Origin of the sequence: Pseudarthrobacter sp. GA104, assembly GCF_009741265.1 — a bacterium.
Classification (GTDB): domain Bacteria; phylum Actinomycetota; class Actinomycetes; order Actinomycetales; family Micrococcaceae; genus Arthrobacter.
The window spans coordinates 695,703-719,255 of sequence record NZ_WOWL01000001.1 but is presented as its reverse complement, the minus strand read 5'-3'; the positions used below and the strand labels follow the sequence as shown (position 1 = coordinate 719,255).

Below are 23,553 nucleotides of genomic sequence, written 5' to 3'. Positions count from 1 at the left end.
ACTCTTGGCAGCAGACGGGGGCTGTTTCGTACACTCGTACCAGGTCATGAGTGCCAGTGACAGCCCCGGCTTGCTGGCCGGCAACCCTCCTTCCGCGGTGGGGTGCCCCGGGTGAAGACCTGGCCTGCCGGTCATTCGACGGCGGGCAAGCGCGTAGAAGAGGTCTTGCCATGACGGTTACCGTCACCCGAACCACCGTCCCCGAGCACGGAATTGTCCGCTATGCCTCCATTGGGGGGCTGGAACTTGAAGCCGGGGGATACCTCCCGGACGTCACGCTGGCCTACGAAACCTGGGGCACGCTCAACGCCGATGCCAGCAATGCCATCCTGATCGAGCACGCCCTGACCGGCAGCACCCACGTGACCCGCGGCGACACGGACGAAGAAGGCTGGTGGGAACAGCTGGCCGGTCCCGGCGCTCCCGTGGACACGGACAAGTTCTTCGTGGTGTCCGTCAACATCGTGGGCGGCTGCTACGGCTCCACGGGGCCGTCGTCGGCCGCCCCGGATGGAACCCCTTGGGGCTCCCGCTTCCCCCTGGTTACCCTGCGTGACAGTACGGTGGCGGAGGCCCGGCTGGCTGACCAGCTGGGCATCAACAGCTGGTTCGCGGTCCTGGGCGGATCCATGGGCGGCGCCCGCGCCCTTGAGTGGGCCGTGACCTACCCCGAGAGGGTGCAGCGCTGCGCCGTCATCTCGGTGGGCGCCGCGAGCACGGCAGAACAGATCGCCTTCGCGCAGGCCCAGACCCTGGCCATCCGGCAGGACCCCCACTTCAACGGCGGCGACTACTACGGCGGGCCCTGCCCCGAAGCCGGGCTGGCACTTGCCCGGCGCATCGCCCACATCACCTACCGGTCCGCCGCTGAACTGGAGGGCCGCTTCGGCCGGGAACCCCAGGCGCCGGAGTCGCCCCTGAAGGGCGAGGCGCTGGCCGCCCGCGGCCGTTACCAGGTGGAAAGCTACCTGGATCACCAGGGCAGCAAGCTCGTGAAGCGCTTCGACGCAAACAGCTATATCGCCCTCACCGAGGCGCTGATGAGCCATGACATCTGCCGGGACCGGGGGACCCTGACCGAGACCCTGGCGAGATCCACCGCCAGGTTCTTCGTGGCCGCCGTGGATTCGGACCGGCTGTATTTCCCGTCCCAGTCCCGCGAACTTGCCGCGGCCCTGCCGGGAGAAGTGGACGTGCATGTCATTGAGGCGCCGATCGGCCATGACGGCTTCCTGACGGAAATAGGCCAGCTGGGCCATCAGCTTCGGGTGCACCTCTCGGCCTAAGGCCGCCCTCGCAGGCACACTTTTGTGCATTTATGCAGATAGCCTCTGCATGATTCGCCGTTGAGCTTGGCGTTCAGGCGGACCATACTCGTTGGGACCCGGCGGTTCGTGGCCAAAATCACACGCCTCCGCCACAGACTGTCCCAGTGGTGTCGAAGAAGACGCCGAAGGAGTTCATCAATGAGTACGGAAAAGTCCGCCGCGCGGCGGCCCGAGGAAACCGACGTCAAGGCCACAGGCCTGAAGAAAGTCGTCACGGCCTCCATGGCCGGCACCGTGGTTGAGTGGTACGAGTTCTTTCTCTACGCCTCCGCCGCCACGCTGGTGTTCGGCAAGATGTTCTTTCCCAACTCCGGAACCGAGCTGGACGGCATCATCGCAGCCTTCGTCACCTACGCCGTCGGCTTCGTTGCCCGACCCATCGGCGGCATCGTCTTCGGCCACTTCGGCGACAAATTCGGCCGCAAGCAGTTGCTGCAGCTGAGCATCATCCTAGTGGGTGTTGCCACCTTCCTCATGGGCTGCCTGCCGACCTTTGCGCAGATCGGCTACTGGGCACCGGCGCTGCTGGTGTTCCTGCGCTTCGTCCAGGGCTTCGCGGTGGGCGGCGAATGGGGCGGCGCCGTGCTCCTCGTCGCCGAGCACAGCCCGAACAAGTCCCGCGGTTTCTGGTCAAGCTGGCCGCAGTCCGCTGTCCCCATGGGCAACCTGCTCGCCACCGCCGTGCTGTTCACCCTGTCCTCCACCCTCTCCCAGGAAGCCTTCCTCGGCTGGGGCTGGCGCGTAGCCTTCTGGCTCTCCGCAGTGATCGTGATCATCGGCTACTACATCCGCACCAAGGTCCAGGACGCTCCGATCTTCCTCGAGGCCCGCAAGGAAGTCACGGTCGAGAACAAGGGCTACGGTGTTGCCGAAGTCTTCCGTCGGTACCCGCGCGGCGTCTTCACCGCCATGGGCCTGCGCTTCGCGGAGAACATCCTCTACTACCTTGTGGTCACGTTCTCCATCACCTACCTGAAGGTGGTTGTGCAGACGGACACCTCCCGTATCCTGCTCCTCCTCCTGGTGGCGCACTTCATCCACTTCTGCTCAGTCCCGCTGGTGGGCAAGATGTCCGATGCACTGGGACGCCGCCCGGTGTACATGGCCGGTGCAATCCTCGCCGGAACCTGGGGCTTCTTCGCGTTCCCCATGATGGACACCGGCAATGACATGGTTATCCTGGCGGCCATCACCATCGGCCTGCTGTTCCACGCCCTCATGTACGCCGGGCAGCCGTCCATCATGGCGGAAATGTTCCCCACCCGGATGCGGTATTCGGGCGTTTCACTCGGCTACCAGGTGACCTCCATCGTGGCCGGCTCGCTGGCGCCCATCATCGCCAGCTCGCTGCTGGGCAGCTTCGGCTCGTCCGTTCCGGTGGCTTTCTACCTCCTGGGCGCCTGTGTGGTGACCGCTATTTCGGTGTACTTCCTCAAGGAAACCCGCGGCATCTCGCTTCATGATGTCGACGCCGCCGACGCCCAGGGCACCGCCGACCTTCTGGCCGCCGCCAAGAAGTAGGCACGGCCAAACGACAAACAGAGCAACCCGACTGCCCGGACCTGCGGCCACGCAGGCCCGGGCAGCTGCCTGTCCACCAACATAAAGTCAGGAACACCATGCGAGCAGCAGTCCTCTATTCCACAGTTCCTCCTGGCACCAGCTATGCCGACGCGCAGCCCCTGGCGGTGCAGGACCTCGACCGGCCCGAACCCCGGGCCGGTGAATTGGGCGTCACCATCACCTACTCAAGCCTGTGCCACTCGGACCTGTCCGTGGTGGACGGATCCCGCGTCAGGCCGCTTCCCATGGCGTTGGGGCATGAGGCTGTGGGACGGGTTGCCACGGTTGGTGAGGGCGTCACGGACGTTTCCCCCGGAGACCATGTGGTCCTCGTCTTCGTCCCCAGCTGCGGTGCCTGCCGTGCCTGCCGGGCGGGGCGGCCCGCGCTCTGCCACCGGGCCGCCGAGGTCAACGGCTCCGGTGACCTTTTGCACGGCGAGGCGCTGCTGCGCACGCCCGCGGGGGAGCGGATCAACCACCACCTGGGGGTTTCGGCTTTCGCCGATTACGCCGTGGTGGCGCGGGAGTCAGTGGTGGTCATCGCCGACGACGTCCCGGACACCGTGGCGGCGATGTTCGGTTGCGCCGTGCTCACCGGGATGGGAGCTGTCCTGAACACCGCGGCCGTCCAGCCGGGCCAGGCCGTGGCTGTTTTTGGCCTCGGAGCCGTGGGACTTTCGGCCGTCATGGCCGCGTCGCTCGCCGGAGCGTCCGCCGTGATCGCCATCGATCCCAACGTGGGCAAGCACGGGCTCGCCCTGAAATGCGGCGCAACCGCCGTGGGGACCCCCGACGACGCCCCTCGGCTGATTGCCGAAGCCACCGGTGACGGCGTGGACACCGCCGTCGAAGCCGTGGGATCAGCGCGGGTCATCGCATCGTGCCTGGAGCACGTGACGCGCGGCGGCGCCGTGGTCTCCGTAGGGCTGCCGCACCCCACCGCAGAATTGACGGTACCCGCGCTCCAGTTCGCGGGGGCGGGCAAGCGGCTGCTCGGTTCCTACATGGGCGACGCCGTGCCCGGCCGGGACATTCCCCTGTACCTCGAGTATTGGCGCGAGGGCAGGCTCCCCGTTGAGCTGCTGCACACCGACACCAGGCCACTGGCGGAGATCAACGAAGGCCTCGATGCGCTCGCCGCCGGGCAGGTGGTGAGGCGGCTTTTCCAGGCGTGAGGCCGGCCTGGCTGCCTTCAGGCCAGGCTGCCAACGGCCTAGGCTGCCAGCAGGTCCTGGCGTTCCGCCACCTCATGCTGAAGTGCACCGATCACGGCCTGCACCCGGGCGGACCGCAGCGATTCCGGCCGGGCCACCGCCCAGATGGGGACCTGGCGCTGGAACGCTTCGGGGAGCACCGGAACGAACTCCGGGTTGTGCGCCACCATGAAGTTCGGAAGCAGCCCGATGCCTGCGCCGCGGCGCACCGCCTCAACCTGGGCAAAGATACTCGTGGCCTGGAAGCTGGACTTCGGCATCGGCAGCTGCGAGGACCGGTGGCCCAGTTCGGCAACCTGGAGGGCCGACTCGACGTAGGAGACGAAGCCGTGCTGCCCCACGCCGTCGGGCGTCTCCGGCAGGCCGCGCGCGGCCGCGTAGGCGGGGCTGGCGTAGAGCCTGAGGAAGTAGTTGGTCAGGAAGATGGCCTGGGCGTTGCTTACGTCGGTGCGGCCCACCACCACCTCCAGGTCCACACCGGAGCGGTTCTGGCTGACCTTGCGCGTGGCGCTCAGCATCTCCACATCCAGCATCGGGTGCCGCTGCTGGAGCCGGACCAGCGCTGGCGTGACGAATTCGGCGCCGAAACCGTCGGAGGTGCTGATGCGCACCATGCCGGACAGGGCATCCCGGTCCTGGCCCGTGACGGCGGCCAGCGACCCCAGTGTTTCCTCAATGGCTTCCGCCGCGGCGACGGCCGAAGCCCCGAGTTCCGTCAGCTCCCAGCCGTGCGGGCTGCGCTCCAGGGTCCGGCCGCCCAACTGCTTGTCCAGGGCGAGGATCCGGCGCGAGATGGTGGTGTGCGTGGTGCCCAGCGTTTCAGCGACGGCGTTGAAACGCCCCAGCCGGGCTACGGTCAAGAGAATCAGCAGGTCGTCCGGACTTGGAAGCCGCGCCACCGCGTGCCTTTCGTTCGTGTGCATCAGTGCACATACCATCTGTGATTTTTCCCCTTGATTGCACTGTAGCAGGGTGTGATGGTGGACACGGACCTCCCGGCCGCCTTCGGCCGGATGCACAGCAAAGGAGCTTATGCCATGGCAGTTGTCGGTTGGATCGGGTTGGGAAACATGGGCGGTTCCATGTCCGGAAACCTCGCAAAGGCGGGGCACGACGTTCGGGGGTTTGACCTCAACCCTGCGGCGCTTGCCGCAGCCGAGGCCGGCGGGGTGAAGCCGGTGGGGAGCATCGCCGAGGCCGTGGCCGGAGCGGACGTGGTGTTCACCATGCTTCCGAAGGGCGAGCACGCCAAGGCTGTCTACCTGGGCGGGGACGGGGTGCTGGCGCATGCCGACACCCGCACACTGCTGGTGGATTCCTCCACCATCGACATCGCCGCAGCGAAGGAACTGCACGACGCCGCTGCTGCCGCCGGCTTCCGCTTCGTGGACGCCCCTGTTTCGGGCGGGATGAGCGGCGCCAAGGCAGGGACGCTGACCTTTATGGTGGGCGGTGAACCGGGCGCCGTGGCCGACGCGACCACCTACATCGGACCGATGGCCGCCAACATCATCCCTACCGGGGGAGCCACCACCGGCCAGGCGGCCAAGATCTGCAACAACCTGATGCTCCTGATCAACCTGGCCTCCACGGCCGAGGGAGCCGTCCTGGCGGACCGGCTCGGCCTGGACAAGAAGGTGTTCTGGGACATCGCCTCCGTTTCCTCAGGGGACAGCTGGGCCCTGAGGACCTGGTACCCCGTTCCCGGCGTGGTCCCCACCGCGGCCTCCAACAACGATTTCGAACCGACGTTTACGGCCGAACTGGCGAACAAGGACATCGGCCTGGCCATCAGCGCTGCCGAGGACACCGGCACACCGCTCGAAATCGGCAAGCACGTCCAGCAGCTGTACCAGCGCCTCATTGATGCGGGCGAGTCCGGCAAGGACTGCTCCATGATCATCAAGCTCGTTGACGGCTCACTGGATTCAACAAAGTAGAAGAGAGACACCATGCAGACCATCCCGCATTACATCAACGGCAGCCTCGTCACCGATGCCGAGCGCTTCGGCCCCGTCTTCAACCCCGCCACCGGAGAGCAGGACAAGCAGGTGGCCCTGGCCTCCGCGGCCCGGGTGGAGGAAGCCATTGCCGCCGCCAAAGCCGCGCTGCCGGCATGGAGGGCAACGAGCCTCGCCAAGCGGACCAACATCTTCTTCCGCGTCCGCGAAATCCTGACCCAGCGGAAGCCGGAGCTGGCTGCCATCCTGACCAGCGAGCACGGCAAGGTACTCTCCGACGCCGAAGGGGAGATCTCCCGCGGCCTCGAGAACATCGAGTTCGCCACCGGGCTGTCCCACATGCTCAAGGGTGAACGCTCAGAGCAGGTGTCCAGCGGCGTGGACGTCCACTCGGTCCGGCAGCCCGTGGGCGTCGTTGCCTGCATCACCCCGTTCAATTTCCCGGCGATGGTCCCGCTCTGGATGATCGGCAGCGCCTTGGCCTGCGGCAACACAGTGCTCCTGAAGCCCAGCGAAAAGGATCCGTCGTCAGCCGTGTTCATCGCGGAGGCCTTCGCGGAGGCGGGCCTGCCTGCCGGCGTGCTGAACGTGGTCCAGGGCGACAAGGAGGCGGTGGACGTCCTGCTCGAGCACCCGGACGTCAAAGCCGTCAGCTTCGTGGGCTCAACGCCCATCGCGCAGTCGATCTACAAGCGCGCTGCGGACCATGGCAAGCGGGTCCAGGCCCTGGGCGGCGCCAAGAACCACATGGTGGTCCTGCCTGACGCTGACCTGGACATGGCGGCGGACGCGGCCATCTCGGCTGCCTACGGCTCCGCGGGTGAGCGCTGCATGGCGGTCAGCGTGCTCGTCGCCGTCGGCAATATCGCCGACGACCTCGTCGGGGCCATCAAAACCCGGATGGCCACCCTGAAGATCGGTCCGGGCACCGATCCAGCTTCGCAGATGGGCCCGCTGATCACTGCAGAACACCGCGACAAAGTGGCGTCCTATGTGGCTGGCGCGGAAAACGAGGGCGCCACGGTGGTTGTTGACGGGCGCTCGCAGCAGTTCGATTCAAACGGGTTCTTCATCGGCGTCAGCCTGGTGGACCACGTGAAGCCGGGAATGAAGGTGTACGACGACGAAATCTTCGGCCCCGTCCTGTCCGTGGTCCGCGTGGACACCTACAGTGACGCAGTCCGCCTGGTCAACGACAACGAGTTCGGCAACGGGGTTGCCATCTTCACCCGCGACGGCGGCGCCGCGCGGCAATTCGAGTTCGACGTCGAGGCGGGCATGGTGGGCGTCAACGTGCCCATCCCGGTGCCGGTGGGCACTTTTTCCTTCGGCGGCTGGAAGAACTCGCTGTTCGGGGACACGCACATGTACGGGCCGGAGAGCATCCGGTTCTACACCAGGGGCAAAGTGGTCACCACGCGGTGGCCGGACCCCGCAACGTCGGTGATTGACCTGGGCTTCCCGCAGGTGGACTGAAACCAGCGGCACCCCGTAACAGCAACGCGGGGTCACTTCGCGCCCATCCGCTGCCGGATCTTGGGCCGGACGTGACCTCGCGTTGCTTTCCGTTCAGTTATCGGACCAGAACACCCGAGATCCGGCCTACACCAGTCCACCCGCTGCTTCACCCTCGTCGACTCCATGCCCCGCCAGCCCGGCGTAGTCGCCCGTACCGCCCTGCAGGCTAATGTGTCCGGAGTTCGTGGAGGTGCCATCGTCTGCAAAGGTGATGAAAACATGCTTCAAGGCATTGAACGTGCAGGTCCCGTCGTCGCAGGTGCAGACGGTTTTGATCAGGATCACCAGTTTCCCGGATGTGCCATTATCGGCGGCAAACGCTTCTGGCGAATTCCGGAACGTCCGCCCGCGCGGATCCGGTGCCGAGGGCGATAGCTCCGATGGTTAGCACTGCGACGGCCAATCTCCTGACGGCGGCCATGCTCCACGACCTTTCGAACCTTGTGCTTTTGGAAGGAATCCGGTTAGGGCATCCGTGCCGAATTCCGGGACGGATGCGGGCCCCAAAAACGGGGAACGGTCGCGTCAAGCTTCAGGGCCGAGACTTTAGGGCCCGGTATCCGCCTGGGGGAGGGGGCTGTTCATAGAATTTGGCCCCTGAAAGAGCAACGCGGGGTCACTTCATGCCCGACCGTAACGGGATATCGGGCATTAAGTGACCCCGCGCTGCTTTTGCGGGAAGGACTAGCCGTTCATGATTTCGCTGCGGCGGGTCATGTACTCCTCCATGGAAAGTTCCCCGTTGCTGTACTTTTCATCCAGTTCGGCAAGCTTGCGGGCGCGGTAGCCCTGCGGGGCAGACGGCGGCGGGGGAGTTGCGGGTGCTGCGGGCTGCTGCGGGGCTTCTGCGTGGGGGGCCTGCCGGTCGTGGCCCTGGTGCGGCTGCCCGTACGGCGGAAACTGCTGGTCCATGGGCGGGACCGGCTGTACGGGCGGCAGGGGCTGGCCGGGCGGGAGCGGCGCGGGCCGGCCAAGCTGGCGGAATCCGCCGCTGAAGTAGTCCTGCTGGGTGAAGCCGTCCCGGGGCTGCTTGCTCTGCGGGCCGTTGGAGCCGGGAAAGATTCCGCCGCCCGGGAACTGCTCGGGGTACCGTCCGGAGAAGCTTTGATCCTGGTTGCGGCGGGCCACGGACTTCCGGTACATCCGCATGGCCATCGGGATCAGGAATGACAAAATGATGATCCAGAAAAACAAGTTGCTCACGGTGCCGTGCCTCTCATGTGTGTCCTTCCAGCTTAGCCCCGTAGTGGATCCGGACGGCCGGGAGCGCGAGGAGGGCGGCGTACCGGTCCACGGCTTCCCGGACTGCCGCTGACAACACTGCCGCTGACAATGACGGCGCGGGGAATCACCGGAACCAGGGAGCCGGATATCCGGGTCGCACCCGTCCGGATGCAGCGTATGCCGCCAGGACCCCACCATCCGCCCGTCCAGCAAAACCACGTGCATGGGTTGGCCCTGGAAAAGGAAGGCCGGAGCGCCGCCGCCGATGTAATGCCGCGTGGCGGAGGAGCCCATGATGTATTCGTCGTTGCACTGGATCAGGTCGATCCGTGGCCCGGCTTCGGAGGCAAGCGACGGGTTCCCGCAGCATTTGGGCGTGAAGCGGCAGCCGCACTGCCGCGTCGGGTTCCATATCCCGGACGCCTGCCCGCGCTAGCGCCGGGCAGCCTCGGTGCTGCCCAGCGGGCCCTCGCCCGAACCCAACGGAACGCCCGGCCCGAAGACGGGGCCCGGCGTCGGCCGTTTCGCGGTAATGCCGTCACCGGAGGACTGGTTGCGCAGCCGCCGAAGCACCCACGGCACGAAGTACTGCCGGGCCCACACCAGGTCCCCCGAGCGCGCCTCGCGCCATGTGCGGGGCGGAAACGGCTTGGGCTGCAGTGGCTCCAGCGTGTGCTCCACGTTCAACGAGTCCAGCACCATGGCGGCGATGGTGTGGTGGCCCAGGGGGGAGAAGTGCAGCCGGTCCTGGTCCCACATCTGGGGATCGCTGAGCTGGCGGAGGGACCACATGTCCGCGATCACGGCGTCGTGCCTCGCGGCGACGGTCCGCAGGTTTTCGTTGTAGATGGCCACCTTGCTGCGGATCCTGCCGAGCACGGAAGTGCCGGTGTCCGGGCCATTGAAGAGCACCACTGTGGCGCCGCCCATGGCCAGGATCTGGACCACCGAGTCGAGCTTCTCGGCGAGGGTGTCGGGGTCTCCGCCCGGACGCAGCAGGTCATTGCCGCCCGCGGAGAGGGTGACAAGATCGGGCTTCAGCGCAAGGCACGGTGCGAGCTGCTGGTCCACGATCTGCTGCAGCAGCCGGCCGCGGACGGCCAGGTTTGCGTAGGCGAAGTCCGGCTTGGTGCGGCTGAGCTCCTCCGCCACCCTGTCTGCCCAGCCGCGGAACGCGCCCGGGCTCGACGGCTCGGGGTCTCCGATGCCCTCGGTGAAGGAATCGCCCATCGCCACGTAGCGGGTCCAGGGGTGGGATCCGGAATGCGCGGGCGGGGTCTGGATGGCACTTTCTTCAGTCACGGTCCCTATCCTGCCTTTCGCTTCACTGGCTACGCGAACGTAGGTTGTTACCACTAAGTAACTGGTAAGAATGGAAACCATGACTGAAGCTGAAGTATTTCCTGCCCCTGTCGTTTTGTGGTCCCATCCGGAGGACCAGCGCGACGGCAAGCCGCTGCTGGTGCTGCTGCACGGCTACGGAGCCAACGAGCAGGACCTGCTCAGCCTGGCCGACCTGCTGCCCGGCGACTTCGCGGTCGCCTCGATCCGGGCGCCCATCGCCATGGGCCCCGGGTTCACCTGGTTCCCGCTTACCGCGTCCATCGACTACTCGCTCGAGCGCGTCAAAGCCGCGTCCTCCTACGTGCTCGAGTGGATCGACGCCATCAGGGTGGGGCACCCGTCCGTGTCCCTGCTCGGCTTCTCCATGGGCATGGCCATGGCCACCACGCTCCTGCGGCAGCGGCCCACGGACTTCGCGGCCGTCGTCGGACTCTCAGGCTTCGTGGTGGACGCCGGCGACGATCCCAGCTTCCGGGATGACGAACTGGACGGGAGCATCCCGATGTTCTGGGGCCGTGACCAGCAGGATCCCGTGATCACCCCGGACAAAATCGACTTCACCATGGGATGGGTGCGCAAGCACGTCAAGCTCACCAAGGTGCTCTACACGGGCATGTGGCACGGGATCAACCAGCAGGAAATCGGGCACGTGGGCGAGTTCCTCACCCACGAGGTGCTGAAGAAGTAGGAAGTACGACGGCGGGCGGCGGGCCAGTGCCGCCCTGCGGCGTCAGGCCGCGGGCGCTACCACGCGCACGGTCTGCCCGTTCACCGTCACGGTGTCCCCGTTGTGCAGCTGCCGGCCGCGGCGGTCGTCGATCTCTCCATTGACCTTGACGAGCCCGTTCTTGATGAGCTCTGCCGCTTCCACCCCGTCCTCCACCAGGTTGGCGAGCTTCAGGAGCTGGCCGAGGCGGATCATGCTGTCGCGGATGGTGATCTCTTCAACATTGCTCATAGAAGCAATGATGCCTGACGTAAGGTGGATTCAATGACCCCCAGCCCCCGCCTGCCGCTGATCGCAGGCCTTCCCCTGGCGGTGGGCGCTGGCCTCGCCATTCCCGTCCAGGGCCGAATCAACGGGGCCCTCGGGGCCCGCCTCAACGACGGCATCGCCGCTGCAGTGGTGAGTTTCAGCACAGGCCTGGTGTTGATGGTCCTGATCTCGCTGATCCTGCCGCGCGGACGTGCCGGACTTGCCCGGATCCTGCCCGCGGTCCGCACCAGGGCCTTTCCGCGCGTGTATGTCCTGGCCGGCGGCATCGGCGCGCTCTTCGTCTTCGCCCAGTCCTTCACCGTGGGCATCCTTGGCGTTGCCCTGTTCACCGTCGCCACGGTCACCGGCCAGACAGTCAGCGGTCTGCTGGTGGACCGGCTGGGCATTGGGCCGGCGGGCAAGAAATCCGTCACGGGGATCCGGATCATTGGCTGCCTGCTGACCATCGCCGCAGTGGCCTGGGCCGTGTCGCCCCGCTTCACTGGATCGTCGGGGATGGCCTCCGCCGGCGCAGGACCGGACGGCGGCGCGGAGGCCCTCCTGGTTCCGCTCCTGCTGCCCGTGGCGGCAGGGTTCCTGATGAGCTTCCAGCAGGCCATGAACGGAACAGCCACCGTCCACTACGGGACGCCGATCGCTGCAACCCTGGTCAACTTCGTGGCCGGCTCCGCCGTGCTGTGGGCCGCGTACGCCATCAAAGTCTCGGTGGCCGGATGGGGCAACCCGCTGCCGCCGGACTGGTGGTACTACGCAGGCGGTCCCATGGGCTGCGTGTTCATCGGCCTGGGCGCGCTGCTGGTCCGCAGCCTGGGGGTCCTGGTTACCGGGCTGGGCATGATTGCCGGGCAGCTGCTCGGCTCGCTCGCCCTGGATGTTGTGCTGCCAACTCCGGGAACGGTCGTGGCGCCGGCCACGGTACTGGGCACCATCCTCACCCTCGCCGCCATCATCCTGGCCACCCTGCCGTGGCCGCGGGGCGCGCTGCGCAGGTAGCGGCCGGTAGGCTAGGGCACGCAGCTTTTTCGCTTTCCCTTCATCCGCCCCGCCCGGCAGCCAGAGGTATCCCACCGCTGGTTCCACCGGGCCAGCAAACCGCGGACCGCACCCAGCGGCCCTGTAGAAATTGGAGTTACCCCCATGGCAGCAAAATCCGTTCTCGACCAGGTCATTTCCCTCTCCAAGCGCAGGGGATTCGTGTTCCAGGCCGGTGAGATCTACGGAGGTTCGCGCTCTGCCTGGGACTACGGGCCCCTCGGCGCCGAACTGAAGGAAAACATCAAGCGCCAGTGGTGGCAGTCCATGGTCCGCGGCCGCGAGGACGTGGTGGGCCTGGACTCCTCCGTCATCCTGCCCCGCCAGGTGTGGGAAGCCTCCGGCCACGTGGAGGTCTTCTCCGACCCCTTGGTGGAGTGCCTCTCCTGCCACAAGCGCTACCGGGCCGACCACCTCGAGGAAGAGTACGAGGAAAAGAAGGGCCGCCCCGCCGAAAACGGCCTCAAGGACATCGCCTGCGCCAACTGCGGCACCCGCGGCCAGTGGACCGAACCGCAGGAATTCTCCGGCCTGCTCAAGACCTACCTCGGTCCCGTAGCCAGCGAAGAGGGCCTGCACTACCTGCGTCCGGAGACTGCGCAGGGGATTTTCGTGAACTTCAACAACGTCCTCACCACCTCGCGGAAGAAGCCGCCGTTCGGCATCGGCCAGATCGGCAAGTCCTTCCGCAACGAGATCACCCCGGGCAACTTCATCTTCCGCACCCGCGAGTTCGAGCAGATGGAGATGGAGTTCTTCGTCGAGCCCGGCACCGATGAGGAATGGCACAAGTACTGGATGAACGAGCGCATGGCCTGGTACACCGGCCTGGGCATCCGCGAGGAAAACCTGCGCTTCTTCGAGCACCCGCAGGAGAAGCTGAGCCACTACTCCAAGGGCACCACGGACATCGAATACCGCTTCGGTTTCCAGGGCTCCGAGTGGGGCGAGCTCGAAGGCATCGCCAACCGCACCGACTTCGACCTCTCCACGCATGCCAAGGCCTCCGGCACGGACCTGAGCTACTTCAACCAGGCCACCAATGAGCGCTACATCCCGTACGTGATCGAGCCCGCGGCCGGCCTGACCCGTTCCTTCATGGCCTTCCTGGTGGATGCCTACACCGAGGACGAGGCCCCCAACGCCAAGGGCGGCGTGGACGTCCGAACCGTCCTGAAGCTGGATCCGCGGCTGGCCCCGGTCAAGGCTGCCGTGCTGCCGCTGAGCCGCAACGAGGACCTGTCCCCGAAGGCCAAGGCCCTGGGCGCGCAGCTGCGCAAGAACTGGAACATCGACTTCGACGACGCCGGCGCCATTGGCCGCCGCTACCGCCGCCAGGATGAAATCGGCACCCCGTTCTGCATCACAGTGGACTTCGACACCCTGGAGGACCAGGCCGTGACCATCCGCGAGCGGGACACCATGAGCCAGGAACGCGTCTCCCTGGACAAGGTGGAGGGCTACCTGGCCGCACGCCTGATCGGCGCCTAGCCATGGCCATCGAATACCGCGAATGGCGGGAAGGTGACGACCTGGCCCTGCTGGAGATCTGGGGCGACCCGGAGACCCAGCAGGCCCGCCAGTTCCGGGGCGCGTTGACCCTGTCCTCCGACGGGGGCGGCGGCACGCCGTGGCGCCGCTGCATCGTTGCCGAGGACGTGATCGACGGCGTCGGCATCCCCGTGGCGGCGGGCGTGGTCTACGAGGCGTCGCTGCACCCTGAACGCCTCTGGGCCTACATCGAAGTGGCGCGCGACCACCGGCGCTCCGGCATCGGTGCCACCCTCCTGACGATGCTGCGCCGCGAAGCCGGCCAGTCGCCGTCGGGCGTGTCCAAACTCCGTGCCAAAGTGGAGCCGGGCACTCCGGGGGCCGCTTTTGCGGAGGCCTTCGAGCTGGCGCCCATCCAGCGTTCCCGGCTGGTGGTCATAGAGCCTGGCGCCCTGCGGCTTCCCGTGTTTCCTGCCAAGGACGACGGCGGCGGGCCATCGAACGATGAAAATGCGGGCTCCGACATCGTGATGGACCTGGCCACGGGTTCCGTGGAACTGACCGACGTCGTGGGCAGGTACTACACCGCCATCCACGGCTGGGATTCACCGGGCGTACTGTCAATGGGCCAGGTGCAGAAGCTCTTCCTGGACGACCTCACCGGCGCCCACGGCGCAATCGTGCTGCGGGCCGAGCCTGAATCGGCTTTCGGGGCAGGCGTTGCACCCAGCAGGAAGGGCAGGATCCGGGCCTTCGCCGTGAGCTACGCAGCGCCCGCCAACCCGGACGCGGCACCCGGCCAGGAAGCCGCCGGACCGGAAACGCCCACGGACGTTTTCGTCGGCCATGAACCCGCCCTCGCCGCGGATGATGCTGCAGAAGCGGTCCGCGACATGCTCGCGCTGATCGCGTACCAGCACCCGGTGATGCTGGAACTGGACGACTCCATGACTGCCCTCCGCGCCGCCGTCGAACCCCTGCTCGAAAGCGGCAAGGCGCGGCTGGCCGGGCCGGAAACCCTCATCGTCTCGGACTAAGCAGCCCGGCCGCAACTGAGTAGCGCCAAGTGTCGTTTTGACCGCCCAAAACGACACTTGGCGCTACTTACTTGGGCTACTTTCTGCGGAAAGTACGACGGCGGCGCGTCAGCACGTCTTCGGCGTCGAGTAGCTGCCGCTCGGGTTCAGTCGGGGCGCTGCCGCCCAGGTGCGCGGGCATCCACCAGGCGCCGGGTTCCGGCAGCAGTGGAAAATCGGCGATGCACTTCCCGATCCCTTCCTGGAGCCTGGCCCGGAGTTCCGCAGTGCCGGCGCCAGCATCGTCACCCGGCGCGAATACCAGCGGCTCACCCACGTGGATCCGGACCGGTGCGCGCCATGTCCTTTCGGCCGAGAAGCCGCGGCCGCGGGTGAGGATCCGGTGGGCACCCCAGACCGCAACGGGGATGACCGGAACGCCGGCTTCGGCCGCCATCCGGACTGCCCCGGTCCTGCACTCGCGCACGGTGAAGCTGCGGCTCACGCCCGCCTCCGGGAACACGCCAAGGTATTCGCCGGCGCGCAGCTTGGCCACCGCTGCGTCATAGGCGTCCGCCCGGCCGGTGTACCCGACCACCACGTGCCCGGCGGCGCTGATGGCGGGCCCGGCAAGCCAATGATCGGCTGCACCCTGGTGGACCAGGAACCGCAGCTCCCCGCGGGACCGTTCCCACAGCAGCAGTTCGGCGGCGGCAAAATCGACATAGCCGAAGTGCGTCACGGCGAAAACGGCGCCGCTGCCCGGAACCACAGACCTGGACGCCCCCGTCCGAGGGCCTGCAAGCGGCAGGTGCTCTGTTCCGCTGCTGATGATCCGGATCCGGAAGATCCGCCGAAGCAGCAGTCCGCAGCGGACGATGACGCGGTAGAAGAGGTCATTGGGTGGCGGGCTCCATGCCATCGAACGTCCTACAGGGTCACCTGGACGGCCGATTCCGGCAGCAGCCTGCTGTAATCCGCAGGCAGGGGAAGCTCAGTCCCGATGCTTTCGGAGAAGGCATTCATCACAAAGCCGGTCGTCAGCGTCTGCCACACCCTGATCTTGCGGAGCATGAAGTGGCCGGCACCCTTAAGGGCAACATACTGCATGCTGGCTGCCTCGGCAGAGGCACGCCGGGCGAACAGCAGGGACGCCGAGGCGCTGGTCCACCTGTCCGTGGTTCCGTGCACAATAAGAACCTTGCGGTTGGCCACCCCGGATGTGGGAGTTGCGGGGTTGAGCCAGGGGGCAAGGGCGACGACGGCCTCCACACTTGGGTGGTCCGCGGCGATCACAGCGGTGAGCCCGCCCATGGAATGGCCTACCAGGAACACAGGCACGTCCGGGTGCTGTTCCCGGATCTTGGCTAGTGCCCAGCGGGCGTCCTGCAGCGGAGACATGTCATGGCCATTCCAGCCGCGAACGCTGTTGCGGAGCGACCACACGGCCAGCCCGTGCTTCCGCCCGGCGCGGTGCAGGTGCCAGGCGAAGGGCACCATCCTTGCCGGACTCAGGTGCCTGGCCTCCACCGGCTCATGGCTCCGGGATTTGCCCCCGTGCAGGACCAGGGCAACTCCGCGGGTGGGCCCTGACGAATTCCGGACGCTGAGCACTGCCTGCCGCGCAGCGCCGGGTGCTTCGGCAGGACGGGATTCGCCGTTTTCCTCAGTACTGCTGCTGGCCATGCCTGGTACCTCCGAGTCCCCGATGATCCATTTATCAACCCTACGGCGCCGGAAGTAGAGTTCAATGTATGAGGTGCTACTGCTGATGGGGTCCGGTCACTCCCACGCTTCCACAGGCCATTCGGAGCCGACGCCGGCAGCGATGGCCGCCCGACGGAAAGCCAACCGCATCCTGGCGGCGGTGCTGATCCCGCTGACGCTGCTCACGCTGGCGGGAATGGCGATGCTCTGGCCCTCGGGCAGCAAAGAGGGCATTTCCCTGGCCAACCCCTACGCTGCCGCCCCCGGGGTCACTTTCGACACCGGAACCATCCAAAGCGTGGTGACGGAAAACTGCATGCAGGGCGCGTCGCAGCAGGGCCAAAGTCAGCAGGGCCAAAACCAGCAGGGTTCGGGCGACCAGGCCCAGGGCCGGCAATCCCAACAGGGATCGGACTGCACTTTCGCGTTCACGGAGCCGGACAAGGGCGGCAGCCCGGTCAAAGTGGTCATCAACCCGGACGTCGCGAAGTCCCATGGGGTGAAGCCCGGGGACCAGATCCGGTACCTGAACCTGTCCAACGCCCCGGGCGCCTCAGCGGCCCAGGGCTCGCCGGCCTTCATTTTTGTGGACTTCGTCCGGACCCTGCCCATCGTCCTGCTCGCACTGCTGTATGCGGCGGTGGTGATCGCCGTGGCCCGCTGGCGGGGCCTGCGTGCCCTGGTCGGGCTCGTCGGCGCCTACTTCGTGCTGGCCAGCTTTATGCTCCCGGGACTGGTGGAGGGGAAACCGCCGCTGCTGCTGGCCCTGGTTGGGTCCACGGTGATCATGATCGGCGTCCTGTACTTCGCCCACGGATTCTCGGCACGGACCTCCACTGCACTCCTGGGCACCATGTTCGGGCTGGGGATTACGGCGCTCCTGGCCGCCTGGGCCACGGGCGCCGCCAATCTCGCCGGGGTGGGCAGCCACGACGCCACTACCCTGGTGAACACCTCTGCCAATATCTCCATCTCCGGCGTCATCCTGTGCGGGCTCATCATCTCCGGGCTGGGTGTCCTCAACGACGTGACCATCACCCAGTCCTCCGCCGTCTGGGAACTCTATGAACTGGCGCCGGGGAGCAGTGCCCGGAAGCTGTTCACCTCAGCCATGCGGATCGGCCGCGACCACATCGCCTCCACGGTGTACACCATCGCCTTCGCGTACGCCGGCGCGGCCCTGCCCATCCTCATCATCGTGATGCTGTACGACCGCCCGCTCGCGGACACGCTCACCAGCGCGGAACTTTCAGAGGAAGTCATCCGGACCCTCGTCGGCTCCATCGGACTGGTGCTGGCCATCCCCGTCACCACGCTGATCGCGGTTCTGGTGGTCAAGGCCACCGGCGTCCGGGCCGGCGCAGAGGCCGCTGCCCCTGCCGTGGAATCGAAGAGGCCGGGCCGGACACCGGCGGACTCAGCCAACGGCAACGGCGGCCACACCATCGTGGACGACGTCGAGGACACAGGCGCCCTCGCAGCCGCCGCACTGGAGGGGCGCTCCAGGCGGTCGGCTGCAGGGGAGGACAGCGGGTTTCCCACCCGGCGGGGACGCCGGGCGGAACGGGGCTGACCGGTCCCACACGGGCACGGCCTCCCGATTTGCCCGGCTTTGCAACAATAGACAGGTGACTGTTGCAGCAACTACTCCTGCCCCCAAGCTGGAACTCCCGCCCCTGAAGCTGGGTCCCATTACCGTGGACACGCCGGTGATCCTGGCACCCATGGCCGGCATCACCAACTCAGCGTTCCGCCGTTTGTGCCGGGAGTACGGCGGCGGCATGTACGTGGCGGAAATGGTCACCTCCCGCGCTCTGGTGGAGCGGACGCCGGAGTCACTGCGGATCATTTCCCACGACGACGACGAAAAAGTCCGGTCCGTTCAGCTGTACGGCGTGGACCCGGTGACAGTAGGGGCCGCCGTACGCATGCTCGTCGAGGAGGACCGCGCCGACCATATCGACCTCAACTTCGGCTGCCCCGTTCCCAAAGTCACCCGCCGGGGCGGCGGCTCGGCCTTGCCCTGGAAGATCGACCTCTTTACTTCGATCGTGCAGACGGCCGTCAAGGAAGCCTCCAAGGGCAACGTCCCGCTGACCATTAAGATGCGCAAGGGCATCGATGACGACCATCTCACGTACCTCGACGCAGGCCGCATTGCGCGCGATGCCGGCGTTGCCGCCGTCGCCCTTCACGGCAGGACAGCCGCGCAGTTCTACTCCGGACAGGCCGACTGGTCCGCCATCGCCCGCCTCCGCGAGGCGCTTCCGGACATCCCGGTGCTGGGCAACGGCGATATCTGGTCCGCGGAGGACGCGGTCCGGATGGTCCGCGAAACCGGCGTTGACGGGGTGGTGGTGGGCCGCGGCTGCCAGGGCAGGCCCTGGCTTTTCGGGGACCTGCAGGCGGCGTTCGAGGGAAGCGACACCCGGCACAGGCCCAACCTGGGCCAGGTTGCGCAGGGCGTCTACCGGCACGCGGAACTGATGGTGGAGACTTTCGGCGACGAAGGCAAGGCGCTGCGGGAGATCCGGAAACATATTGCCTGGTACTTCAAGGGCTATGTGGTGGGTGGTGAACTCAGGACGCGGATGGCGCTGGTGAACAGCCTCGAAGAGCTGCGCGCCGCGCTGGATGAGCTGGACGTCGACTCGCCCTACCCGGGAGGCGACGCCGAAGGCCCGCGCGGCCGCGCCGGCTCACCCAAGAGGCCTGCGCTGCCGAAGGACTGGCTGGAGTCCCGTGCCCTCAACGCCGACCAGTCGCGGGATATCTCGGCGGCGGAACTGGATGTTTCCGGTGGCTGAAACGCGCACTGCCGCCCCCGTCCTGCCGGGCTACGACACCCATGACTCCGCCCGGTGGGTGGAGGAACCGCCCAAGAACGTCTATCGCTCGGATTTTGAGCGGGACCGCGCCCGCGTGCTGCATTCCTCGGCGCTCCGCCGGCTGGGTGCCAAGACCCAGGTGGTGGCCCCGGACACGGACGACTTCGTGCGGACGCGCCTCACGCACAGCCTGGAAGTGGCCCAGGTGGGACGCGAACTGGGCCGTGCGCTCGGCTGCGATCCGGATGTCGTGGACACTGCCTGCCTGAGCCACGACCTCGGCCATCCGCCGTTCGGCCACAACGGTGAGTCCGCGCTGAATGAAGTGGCCCACGCCATCGGCGGGTTCGAAGGCAACGCCCAGACCCTGCGGCTGCTGACCAGGCTGGAACCCAAGGTGCTGACCCCGGACGGCCAGCCCGCGGGGCTGAACCTCACCAGGGCCAGCCTCGACGCGGCCGCAAAGTACCCGTGGTCCGCGCTGGAAGCCCCGGTGATCCACGGCCAGCGGACCAGCAAGTTCGGCGCCTACGAGGACGACCTCCCCATCTTCAACTGGATCCGGGAGGGTGCCCCGGAGCGCCGGTCCTGCCTCGAAGCCCAGGTCATGGACCTCGCCGACGACATCTCCTATTCGGTGCACGACGTTGAGGACGCGATCGTGGCCGGGCATTTCCAGCTGCGCTGGATGGACAACCCGGACCACCGCGCCCGGGTGGTGGGGTACGCCAAGCAGTGGTACCTGCCGCACAACGACCCGGCCGCCATCGACGCCGCCCTGGCCCGGCTCGAGGCCACGGACGTCTGGGTCCGCGAGGCCGACGGCAGCCGGAAATCCATGGCTGCATTGAAGAACATGACCAGCCAGCTCATTGGCCGGTTCTGCCAAAGTGCCCTGGAAACCACCCGTGCCGTCTACGGCCCGGAGAACCTGACCCGGTACAGCGCCCAGCTGATGGTGCCGGACGAAACAGTGATGGAAATCGCCGTCATGAAGGGCCTGGCCACCACCTTCGTGATGACCACCGAGCACCGCCAGCCCATCTACGAGCGCCAGCGCGAGGTGCTCCACGCCCTGGTCACGGCGCTGAGCGCCACGGGCGACCGGCACCTGGAACCAATGTTTGCCGCCGATTGGCGGGATGCGGCCGACGACGGCGCCCGCCTTCGCGTGGTGATCGACCAGGTGGCGTCGCTGACCGACGGCTCCGCGCTCGCCATGTACGAACGCCTGGTGGGCAGCCTGCCGTCATTGTGGTGACCGGAATCAGGCGCGGAACTGGAAGGTCAGTGCCCGGGGCTAGGATGGCTCTGTGCCAGGGCTGATCAAACGCGAAGATATCGACGAAGTACGCCAGCGCACGGACATCAAGGAAGTGGTTGACGGCTACGTCACACTCAAGGGCGCCGGCCTGGGCACCTTCAAGGGCCTCTGTCCCTTCCACGACGAACGTTCCCCCTCCTTCACTGTCCGGCCGCAGGTGGGCCGCTACCACTGCTTCGGCTGCGGTGAAGACGGCGACGTCATCGCGTTTGTGCAGAAACAGGACCATAGCTCGTTCCAGGAGGCTGTTGAGAAGCTGGCCGCCCGGATCGGCTACGAGCTCCGGTACGAGGACGGCGGCACCGGCCCCAACCGGGAGGAAGTGGGCCGCCGGCAACGGCTGCTGGATGCCCACAAGATCGCGGACGAGTTCTTTCGCGCCCAGCTGCTGACCCCCGGGGCTGCGGAGGCGCGGACCTTCCTGCACAGCCGGGGCTTTGACCGGGCGGCAGCGGAACACTTCGGCGTGGGCTACGCCCCGCAGGGTTGGGACGCCCTGCTCAAGCACCTGCGCGGGCGTGGCTTCACGGACGCCGAGCTGAAGCTCACAGGCATGTTCTCCGCCGGGGGACCCGGAAACCAGCAGAGAATCTATGACCGTTTCCGCGGCCGCCTCATCTGGCCCATCAAGGACATCGCGGGGGACACCATCGGCTTCGGCGCGCGCAGGCTCTACGAGGACGACCAGGGCCCCAAGTACCTCAATACCCCGGAGACGACGCTCTACAAGAAATCCCAGGTGCTGTACGGGATCGACCTCGCCAAGCGCAGCATCGCCAAGGACCGCCAGTTGGTGGTGGTGGAGGGCTACACGGACGTCATGGCGTGCCACCTCGCGGGAATTACGACGGCGGTGGCCACCTGCGGCACAGCGTTCGGCACCGAGCACATCAAGATCGCCCGCCGGCTGCTGTCCGACGACGGCACCGGGGGAGAGGTCGTCTTCACCTTTGACGGCGACGCCGCCGGGCAGAAGGCCGCGCTGCGCGCCTTCGAAGAGGACCAGCGCTTTACCGCCCAGACGTACGTGGCCGTGGAGCCCTCCGGCGCCGATCCCTGCGACCTGCGCCAAAGCAGGGGCGACGAAGCCGTGCACGCCCTGGTCCAGTCCCGCCGGCCGCTGTTCGAGTTTGCCATCCGCACCACCCTGAAGCAGTTCAACCTGGACACGGTGGAGGGCCGGGTGCAGGGACTGAAGGCCTCCGTGCCCGTGGTGGCTGCCATCCGCGACGCCTCCACCCGTACGGGCTACTGCCAGGCGCTGACCGGCTGGCTGGGCATGCCGGACCCCAACGAGGTGCTGCGGCTGGTCAATGCCGAAGTCAAAAACGCCGGCAAGCGCGGCGACCAGGGCGGGGCTCCCGGGCCGGGGCCGCGGACCTCCGCCCCCACCGCCCAACCAGGCGGACCCGGCGTGGCTGCAGGGCCGCCGTCGGGCGCTGTTCCTTCCTACCACCGTCCGGACCCCCGGGACCCCGTGGCGTCCATGGAGCGGCAGGCCCTTGAGGTTGCCCTGCAGGAACCATCGCTGCTGGCCGGCGGGATCTGGGAGCGGTTTTCGGCCGCGCGTTTCGCCACCCCTGCCTTCCAGGCTGTCCATGATGCCATGCGTGCCACGGACCCTGCGCTGACCGGCGACCCCGTCCGATGGGTGGAGCAGGTGATGCACGAGGTCCCCGAACCGTTGCGGCCCCTGGTGTCCGAACTGGCCGTGGTGCCGCTGCCCGCGAGCACTGAGGAAGCCGTCCGGAAGTACTGCCGCGACATCCTGTCACGGCTGTTCGAGCTTCAGATCACACGCGTCAAAGCGGATAAGATGGGCCAGCTCCAGCGGCTGGACCCCGCAGCGGATCCGGAAGCGTACCAGCGCCTTAACCGGGAACTGATGATGCTGGAGATGGAACGCCGGTCCCTGCGGGCGGAAACCTAGCTCCGGACCCCCGGCCGCTCCCTCGATTTCGTTTCCAGCCGGGGTCTTTGCTAGGCTGATACCCGCTTCATTCCTCCTTAGCTCAATTGGCAGAGCATTCGACTGTTAATCGAAGGGTTGCTGGTTCAAGTCCAGCAGGAGGAGCGCACAATCCCCGTTCCGGTCCTCCGGACCGGGGATTTTTTATGCCCCCGAAAGCCGTCCCGGGCGGCCGGGATCGCCGATTTCACTTTGGCTGGAAACCTTTGCTAATGTCATACCTGCTTCATTCCTCCTTAGCTCAATTGGCAGAGCATTCGACTGTTAATCGAAGGGTTGCTGGTTCAAGTCCAGCAGGAGGAGCCACTAAAAAATCCCCGTTCCTCCGGTGTGGAGGGACGGGGATTTTTGCCTTCCTAGACGAAGTCCATTTCCACCTGCAGGAAGCGCTCCGCTTCGGCGATGGCAGCGATGAACGCCTCCTGCTCGGTGGGGGACTTCCGTGGCTGGCGGGGGTTCCACTCATGGGGCGCCGAATGGATCCGGACGAAGCCGGTTTCCGGCGGGGCGTAAAAGATTCCAAAGCGCTGCACGGGCCATTCGGGGGATGTTTCCGGAGCCACCAGCAACGCGGCCTTGAAGGCGGGGTTGTACCACTGGGCGATGGGACGGCGGCGGTCCTCGGTGAACAGGCCTGCCGCGTAGAGGGCGGCGGACTGGCTGCCGCCCTGGGCACACAACCGCTCCCACCACAGTGGCAGTATCCGGTTATCGCACCGTTGCCACGTGGCCGGAAGCGGCGGTTGATCCTGCCAGTTGGGCACGGACAACATTTTATCGCGCGGGCGGGGTTCGGCGGCAGGGGCCGGCACCGGCACAGGTCGCAAGCCCGGGCGCAGCAGAGTCAGGGACGGTTCCAGGGGCCGGGGTTGACCCGGTACAGCAGGGCCGAGCCGGCCACCATCCCCAACACAATTCCCATGGCAGGATTCCCCAGGGCGCGGCCGGCGAAATAGCCCGCGACGGCGCCGATCACCGCCCCGAGGAAGAGTCCCCTGCGGTTGCGGTGCGGCTTTCGTCCGGCGGTGTCCTTCATC

General features: G+C 66.8%; 22 protein-coding genes, 2 tRNA genes and 1 riboswitch. Of the genes, 15 read left to right on the top strand and 9 right to left on the bottom strand.

The genetic code is table 11. The features are described 5' to 3' along the window. Positions 1-42 precede the first annotated feature (42 nt). Positions 43-158, top strand: a riboswitch (SAM riboswitch). 12 nt (positions 159-170) lie between these two features. From GK109_RS03270 to GK109_RS03260, 3 genes are all read left to right on the top strand, one after another. After that, complete coding sequence (locus GK109_RS03270) at positions 171-1,286, top strand: homoserine O-acetyltransferase (RefSeq protein ID WP_157238647.1); 1,116 nt, start codon at positions 171-173, stop codon at positions 1,284-1,286. A gap of 180 nt (positions 1,287-1,466) precedes the next feature. Beyond that, positions 1,467-2,849, top strand: coding sequence for an MFS transporter (locus GK109_RS03265; protein ID WP_157238646.1), 1,383 nt, complete (start codon positions 1,467-1,469; stop codon positions 2,847-2,849). Positions 2,850-2,947: 98 nt separating this feature from the next. Next, positions 2,948-4,066, top strand: a complete 1,119-nt coding sequence (locus GK109_RS03260; protein WP_157238645.1) for a zinc-dependent alcohol dehydrogenase family protein — start codon at positions 2,948-2,950, stop codon at positions 4,064-4,066. 38 nt (positions 4,067-4,104) lie between these two features. Here GK109_RS03260 and GK109_RS03255 read toward each other — a convergent pair whose 3' ends face one another. Further along, positions 4,105-5,028 (bottom strand): LysR family transcriptional regulator, encoded by a 924-nt coding sequence (locus GK109_RS03255; RefSeq protein ID WP_157238644.1) that lies wholly within the window; start codon positions 5,026-5,028, stop codon positions 4,105-4,107. A 114-nt stretch (positions 5,029-5,142) separates the two neighbouring features. Between GK109_RS03255 and mmsB the strand changes: the two genes are divergently transcribed. Next, positions 5,143-6,045, top strand: a complete 903-nt coding sequence (mmsB, locus tag GK109_RS03250) for a 3-hydroxyisobutyrate dehydrogenase (RefSeq protein ID WP_157238643.1) — start codon at positions 5,143-5,145, stop codon at positions 6,043-6,045. Positions 6,046-6,057: 12 nt separating this feature from the next. After that, the gene (locus GK109_RS03245) at positions 6,058-7,542 is read left to right on the top strand and encodes a CoA-acylating methylmalonate-semialdehyde dehydrogenase (RefSeq protein ID WP_157238642.1); all 1,485 of its coding nucleotides are present in this window, start codon (positions 6,058-6,060) and stop codon (positions 7,540-7,542) included. Between the two features lie 126 nt (positions 7,543-7,668). Here the strand turns inward: GK109_RS03245 and GK109_RS03240 are convergent, their stop codons facing one another. The 3 genes from GK109_RS03240 to GK109_RS03230 form a co-directional block, all read right to left on the bottom strand. Then, entirely contained in the window at positions 7,669-7,869 is a 201-nt protein-coding gene (locus tag GK109_RS03240; RefSeq protein WP_157238641.1) for a hypothetical protein, read from the bottom strand. Between the two features lie 399 nt (positions 7,870-8,268). Beyond that, a complete protein-coding gene (locus GK109_RS03235) occupies positions 8,269-8,787 on the bottom strand; it encodes a hypothetical protein (RefSeq protein WP_370460369.1) in 519 nt (172 codons plus the stop codon). 453 nt (positions 8,788-9,240) lie between these two features. Beyond that, the gene (locus GK109_RS03230) at positions 9,241-10,038 is read right to left on the bottom strand and encodes an SGNH/GDSL hydrolase family protein (protein ID WP_231754950.1); all 798 of its coding nucleotides are present in this window, start codon (positions 10,036-10,038) and stop codon (positions 9,241-9,243) included. A gap of 151 nt (positions 10,039-10,189) precedes the next feature. Between GK109_RS03230 and GK109_RS03225 the strand changes: the two genes are divergently transcribed. Continuing rightward, positions 10,190-10,840, top strand: coding sequence for an alpha/beta hydrolase (locus tag GK109_RS03225; protein ID WP_157238640.1), 651 nt, complete (start codon positions 10,190-10,192; stop codon positions 10,838-10,840). A gap of 42 nt (positions 10,841-10,882) precedes the next feature. On the opposite strand, the gene GK109_RS03220 is transcribed toward GK109_RS03225, so the two are convergent. Beyond that, positions 10,883-11,110 (bottom strand): RNA-binding S4 domain-containing protein, encoded by a 228-nt coding sequence (locus GK109_RS03220; RefSeq protein ID WP_139028643.1) that lies wholly within the window; start codon positions 11,108-11,110, stop codon positions 10,883-10,885. Between the two features lie 33 nt (positions 11,111-11,143). Between GK109_RS03220 and GK109_RS03215 the strand changes: the two genes are divergently transcribed. The 3 genes from GK109_RS03215 (at position 11,144) to GK109_RS03205 (ending at position 14,709) form a co-directional block, all read left to right on the top strand. Further along, a complete protein-coding gene (locus GK109_RS03215; protein WP_157238639.1) occupies positions 11,144-12,142 on the top strand; it encodes a DMT family transporter in 999 nt (332 codons plus the stop codon). 144 nt (positions 12,143-12,286) lie between these two features. Beyond that, complete coding sequence (locus tag GK109_RS03210) at positions 12,287-13,672, top strand: glycine--tRNA ligase (protein ID WP_157238638.1); 1,386 nt, start codon at positions 12,287-12,289, stop codon at positions 13,670-13,672. Between the two features lie 2 nt (positions 13,673-13,674). Then, the gene (locus GK109_RS03205) at positions 13,675-14,709 is read left to right on the top strand and encodes a GNAT family N-acetyltransferase (protein ID WP_157238637.1); all 1,035 of its coding nucleotides are present in this window, start codon (positions 13,675-13,677) and stop codon (positions 14,707-14,709) included. A gap of 76 nt (positions 14,710-14,785) precedes the next feature. Here the strand turns inward: GK109_RS03205 and GK109_RS03200 are convergent, their stop codons facing one another. After that, positions 14,786-15,610: a 1-acyl-sn-glycerol-3-phosphate acyltransferase gene (locus GK109_RS03200; protein WP_157238636.1), complete on the bottom strand. Its 825-nt coding sequence runs from the start codon at positions 15,608-15,610 to the stop codon at positions 14,786-14,788. Between the two features lie 8 nt (positions 15,611-15,618). Beyond that, the gene (locus GK109_RS03195; RefSeq protein WP_157238635.1) at positions 15,619-16,374 is read right to left on the bottom strand and encodes an alpha/beta hydrolase; all 756 of its coding nucleotides are present in this window, start codon (positions 16,372-16,374) and stop codon (positions 15,619-15,621) included. 142 nt (positions 16,375-16,516) lie between these two features. Between GK109_RS03195 and GK109_RS03190 the strand changes: the two genes are divergently transcribed. The 6 genes from GK109_RS03190 to GK109_RS03165 all read left to right on the top strand — a co-directional run bounded on the left by GK109_RS03190 (position 16,517) and on the right by GK109_RS03165 (position 22,822). Continuing rightward, positions 16,517-17,968 carry a YibE/F family protein gene (locus GK109_RS03190; RefSeq protein ID WP_157242589.1) on the top strand — a complete coding sequence of 484 codons (1,452 nt, stop codon included), beginning with the start codon at positions 16,517-16,519 and terminating at the stop codon, positions 17,966-17,968. Positions 17,969-18,023: 55 nt separating this feature from the next. Continuing rightward, on the top strand, positions 18,024-19,202 hold the full coding sequence (dusB, locus tag GK109_RS03185; RefSeq protein WP_321215811.1) for a tRNA dihydrouridine synthase DusB: 1,179 nt from the start codon (positions 18,024-18,026) through the stop codon (positions 19,200-19,202). Next, positions 19,186-20,484 carry a deoxyguanosinetriphosphate triphosphohydrolase gene (locus GK109_RS03180; RefSeq protein WP_157238634.1) on the top strand — a complete coding sequence of 433 codons (1,299 nt, stop codon included), beginning with the start codon at positions 19,186-19,188 and terminating at the stop codon, positions 20,482-20,484. The genes dusB and GK109_RS03180 overlap by 17 nt, the downstream gene beginning before the upstream one ends. A gap of 52 nt (positions 20,485-20,536) precedes the next feature. After that, entirely contained in the window at positions 20,537-22,477 is a 1,941-nt protein-coding gene (gene dnaG / locus GK109_RS03175) for a DNA primase (protein WP_323057639.1), read from the top strand. A 71-nt stretch (positions 22,478-22,548) separates the two neighbouring features. Continuing rightward, positions 22,549-22,621: transfer RNA gene (locus GK109_RS03170), tRNA-Asn, on the top strand. A gap of 125 nt (positions 22,622-22,746) precedes the next feature. Beyond that, a tRNA-Asn gene (locus tag GK109_RS03165) sits at positions 22,747-22,822 on the top strand. Positions 22,823-22,872: 50 nt separating this feature from the next. Here the strand turns inward: GK109_RS03165 and GK109_RS03160 are convergent. Both GK109_RS03160 and GK109_RS03155 read right to left on the bottom strand, forming a co-directional pair. After that, positions 22,873-23,280: a hypothetical protein gene (locus GK109_RS03160; RefSeq protein ID WP_321215813.1), complete on the bottom strand. Its 408-nt coding sequence runs from the start codon at positions 23,278-23,280 to the stop codon at positions 22,873-22,875. 80 nt (positions 23,281-23,360) lie between these two features. After that, positions 23,361-23,552 (bottom strand): hypothetical protein, encoded by a 192-nt coding sequence (locus GK109_RS03155; RefSeq protein ID WP_157238632.1) that lies wholly within the window; start codon positions 23,550-23,552, stop codon positions 23,361-23,363. Position 23,553: the final 1 nt, after the last annotated feature.

Excerpts from the sequence above, each read along its gene's own strand:
- GK109_RS03270 (WP_157238647.1), top strand. The coding sequence starts at position 171 with ATGACGGTTACCGTCACCCGAACCACCGTCCCCGAGCACGGAATTGTC.
- GK109_RS03265 (WP_157238646.1), top strand. The coding sequence starts at position 1,467 with ATGAGTACGGAAAAGTCCGCCGCGCGGCGGCCCGAGGAAACCGACGTC.
- GK109_RS03260 (WP_157238645.1), top strand. The coding sequence starts at position 2,948 with ATGCGAGCAGCAGTCCTCTATTCCACAGTTCCTCCTGGCACCAGCTAT.
- GK109_RS03255 (WP_157238644.1), bottom strand. The coding sequence starts at position 5,028 with ATGCACACGAACGAAAGGCACGCGGTGGCGCGGCTTCCAAGTCCGGAC.
- mmsB (WP_157238643.1), top strand. The coding sequence starts at position 5,143 with ATGGCAGTTGTCGGTTGGATCGGGTTGGGAAACATGGGCGGTTCCATG.
- GK109_RS03245 (WP_157238642.1), top strand. The coding sequence starts at position 6,058 with ATGCAGACCATCCCGCATTACATCAACGGCAGCCTCGTCACCGATGCC.
- GK109_RS03230 (WP_231754950.1), bottom strand. The coding sequence starts at position 10,038 with ATGGGCGATTCCTTCACCGAGGGCATCGGAGACCCCGAGCCGTCGAGC.
- GK109_RS03225 (WP_157238640.1), top strand. The coding sequence starts at position 10,190 with ATGACTGAAGCTGAAGTATTTCCTGCCCCTGTCGTTTTGTGGTCCCAT.
- GK109_RS03220 (WP_139028643.1), bottom strand. The coding sequence starts at position 11,110 with ATGAGCAATGTTGAAGAGATCACCATCCGCGACAGCATGATCCGCCTC.
- GK109_RS03215 (WP_157238639.1), top strand. The coding sequence starts at position 11,144 with ATGACCCCCAGCCCCCGCCTGCCGCTGATCGCAGGCCTTCCCCTGGCG.
- GK109_RS03210 (WP_157238638.1), top strand. The coding sequence starts at position 12,287 with ATGGCAGCAAAATCCGTTCTCGACCAGGTCATTTCCCTCTCCAAGCGC.
- GK109_RS03205 (WP_157238637.1), top strand. The coding sequence starts at position 13,675 with ATGGCCATCGAATACCGCGAATGGCGGGAAGGTGACGACCTGGCCCTG.
- GK109_RS03200 (WP_157238636.1), bottom strand. The coding sequence starts at position 15,610 with ATGGCATGGAGCCCGCCACCCAATGACCTCTTCTACCGCGTCATCGTC.
- GK109_RS03195 (WP_157238635.1), bottom strand. The coding sequence starts at position 16,374 with ATGGCCAGCAGCAGTACTGAGGAAAACGGCGAATCCCGTCCTGCCGAA.
- GK109_RS03190 (WP_157242589.1), top strand. The coding sequence starts at position 16,517 with ATGGCCGCCCGACGGAAAGCCAACCGCATCCTGGCGGCGGTGCTGATC.
- GK109_RS03180 (WP_157238634.1), top strand. The coding sequence starts at position 19,186 with ATGTTTCCGGTGGCTGAAACGCGCACTGCCGCCCCCGTCCTGCCGGGC.
- GK109_RS03155 (WP_157238632.1), bottom strand. The coding sequence starts at position 23,552 with ATGAAGGACACCGCCGGACGAAAGCCGCACCGCAACCGCAGGGGACTC.